Origin of the sequence: uncultured Alistipes sp., from assembly GCF_902388705.1 — a bacterium.
Taxonomy (GTDB): domain Bacteria; phylum Bacteroidota; class Bacteroidia; order Bacteroidales; family Rikenellaceae; genus Alistipes.
The window spans coordinates 1-2,397 of the sequence record NZ_CABMQJ010000120.1 but is presented as its reverse complement, the minus strand read 5'-3'; the positions used below and the strand labels follow the sequence as shown (position 1 = coordinate 2,397).

General features: G+C 63.3%; 2 protein-coding genes and 2 pseudogenes. 3 read left to right on the top strand and 1 reads right to left on the bottom strand.

The genetic code is table 11. The features are described 5' to 3' along the window. A pseudogene (locus QZT71_RS12375) lies at positions 1-239 on the bottom strand (hypothetical protein); the annotation flags it as partial. Positions 240-414: 175 nt separating this feature from the next. Here QZT71_RS12375 and QZT71_RS12370 point away from each other — a divergent pair. The 3 genes and pseudogenes from QZT71_RS12370 to QZT71_RS12360 all read left to right on the top strand — a co-directional run. Beyond that, positions 415-1,080 carry a response regulator transcription factor gene (locus QZT71_RS12370; RefSeq protein ID WP_295916659.1) on the top strand — a complete coding sequence of 222 codons (666 nt, stop codon included), beginning with the start codon at positions 415-417 and terminating at the stop codon, positions 1,078-1,080. Between the two features lie 32 nt (positions 1,081-1,112). Then, positions 1,113-2,204: a glutamate 5-kinase gene (gene proB / locus QZT71_RS12365; RefSeq protein WP_295916658.1), complete on the top strand. Its 1,092-nt coding sequence runs from the start codon at positions 1,113-1,115 to the stop codon at positions 2,202-2,204. Positions 2,205-2,210: 6 nt separating this feature from the next. Next, positions 2,211-2,397: pseudogene (locus tag QZT71_RS12360) on the top strand (gamma-glutamyl-phosphate reductase); the annotation flags it as partial.

The window sequence follows — 2,397 nt, the reverse complement described above, 5'->3', positions numbered from 1 at the left end:
GGTGCGGCCTCGGCAGCGGGCACTTCCGCAACGGCATCCGCGGCGGGCGTTTCGGCCACAGGGAGTGCGGGCTGCTCCGCAGCGGGCGTTTCCGCTGCAGGCTCTGCCGCCTGTCCGGCTGCGGAGGTTTCGGGTTCGGCGACTCCGGGAGTCACTTCGGAAGTTACATTCTGCACATCTTCAGCAGCTTTGCTGACTTGCTCCCCGGGAGCAGGAAGATTCGGATTTTCAGTAGCCATCTCAATACGCGTTTTTTGATTTCCGTATATACGGAAGTATATAAATCTCGCAAATATAACCATTTTTCCCGGGCCGCCGAACGATTTCGCCGGAAATTTGCTAACTTCGCACAAGATATGTACGGCGCGCAGCCGCACGGTTGCCGTACGCCGTCGAAAACCCGCAACCAGAACCATGAGCCACCGCATCCTGCTTGTCGACGATGAAATCGACATCCTCGAATTCGTGAGGTACAACCTCGTACGAGAGGGCTACGAAGTACGCACGGCCCAGAACGGCGCCGAAGCGCTGAAAATCGCCGCCGGATTCCGGCCGCACCTGATCCTGCTGGACATGATGATGCCCGTGATGGACGGCGCGCAGACCTGCCGCGCCATCCGCCACGACCCGCAGCTGCGCGACACGATGGTCGTATTCCTCTCGGCACTGGGCGAAGAGGAGCAGCAGCTCACCGGTTTCGGCGTCGGGGCCGACGACTACCTGACCAAGCCGATTAAGATGAAACTGCTGGTCAGCCGCGTGCAGGCCATCCTCAAACGAATCGACGAGTCGGGCCCGGCAGTGCCCGCCGCCGGCATCGCCGTCGACCGGGAGCGCTACACCGTGATGCGCGACGGCCGCGAAATCGCCCTGCCCCGCAAGGAGTTCGCCCTGCTGGACCTGCTCTACTCGTCGCCCGGCAAACTCTTCTCGCGCGAGGAGATTTATACGAAGATATGGGGCACCGAAGTGGTCGTGGGCGACCGCACGATCGACGTGCATATCCGCAAACTGCGCCAGAAAATCGGCGACGAGCGTATCGTCACCATCAAGGGCGTAGGCTACAAATACGAACCCTGACGCCGGGAGCCGCGGCTCCGGCAAGCATGCTTATGAACGAAAGGAACAAATACCGGCGCATCGTCATCAAAGTGGGCAGCAACGTGCTGACCCGCGACGACGGGCACCCCGACACCACACGCATTTCGGCCCTCGCCGACCAAATCGCGCAGCTCCACCGCGCAGGGATCGAGGTAATCCTCGTATCTTCGGGCGCCGTAGCCTCGGGGCGCAGCCTCCTCGGGCAGCGCACCGGAAAAATCGACACCGTATCGGCGCGGCAGCTCTTCTCGGCCGTAGGGCAGGTCAAACTGCTCAACCGCTACTACGACCTTTTCAACGAGTACGGCATCGTCTGCGGACAGGTGCTCACCACCAAGGAGAGCCTCTCCACGCGGCGGCAGTACCTCAACCAGCGCAACTGCATGGAGGCGATGCTCTCGAACGGCGTACTGCCCATCGTCAACGAAAACGACACCATCTCGGTCACCGAACTGATGTTCACCGACAACGACGAACTCTCGGGGCTCGTGGCCGCGATGATGAATGCCGAGGCGCTGATTATATTGAGCAACATCGACGGCATCTACGACGGCTCGCCGGCCGACCCCGCCTCGCAGGTCATCCGGCGCGTCAAACCGGCGGAAGACCTCACGCAATACATCGACCCAACCCGCTCGTCGCGGGGACGCGGCGGCATGGCGACCAAAAGCCGCATCTCGTCGCGCGCCGCCGCCGAGGGTATCGAGGTCGTCATCGCGAACGGCCGCCGCGACGGCATCCTCACCGACCTGGTGCTGACCGGCAAAGAGGTGGTCTGCACGCGCTTCGAACCCGCACCGCGCCCGGCTTCGGGCGTCAAGAAGTGGATAGCCAGCAGCGAGGGCTTCGCCAAAGGCGCGCTCCGCATCGACCAGGGAGCCGCAGCGGCCGTCCGGGCGAGCAAAGCCGCGAGCATCCTGGCCGTGGGCGTCACGGCTGTCGAGGGCGATTTCGAACGCGACGACCTGGTGCGCATCCTCGCATCCGACGGCACGCAGCTGGCCGTAGGACGCATCGCATGCGACAGCGACACCGCCCGCCGCAACATCGGACGCAAGGGACTCAAACCTTTCGTCCACTGTGATTACCTCTACCTGGAATAAACGATGATGGAATACGAATCCCTGTTCAAAGCCGCCCGCGAGGCGGGAACCGCACTGGCCGAAACCGGGCCCGAGCGGCTGGGCCGCGCCCTGCAACGCGCCGCGCAGTTGTTGCGCGACCACACCCCCGAACTGCTCGAAGCCAATGGCCGCGATCTGGCGGCCATGTCCGCTTCGTCGCCGCTGTGCGACC

Bases quoted from the DNA above. Each gene is read 5' to 3' on its own strand.
- QZT71_RS12370 (WP_295916659.1), top strand. From the start codon at position 415: ATGAGCCACCGCATCCTGCTTGTCGACGATGAAATCGACATCCTCGAA.
- proB (WP_295916658.1), top strand. From the start codon at position 1,113: ATGAACGAAAGGAACAAATACCGGCGCATCGTCATCAAAGTGGGCAGC.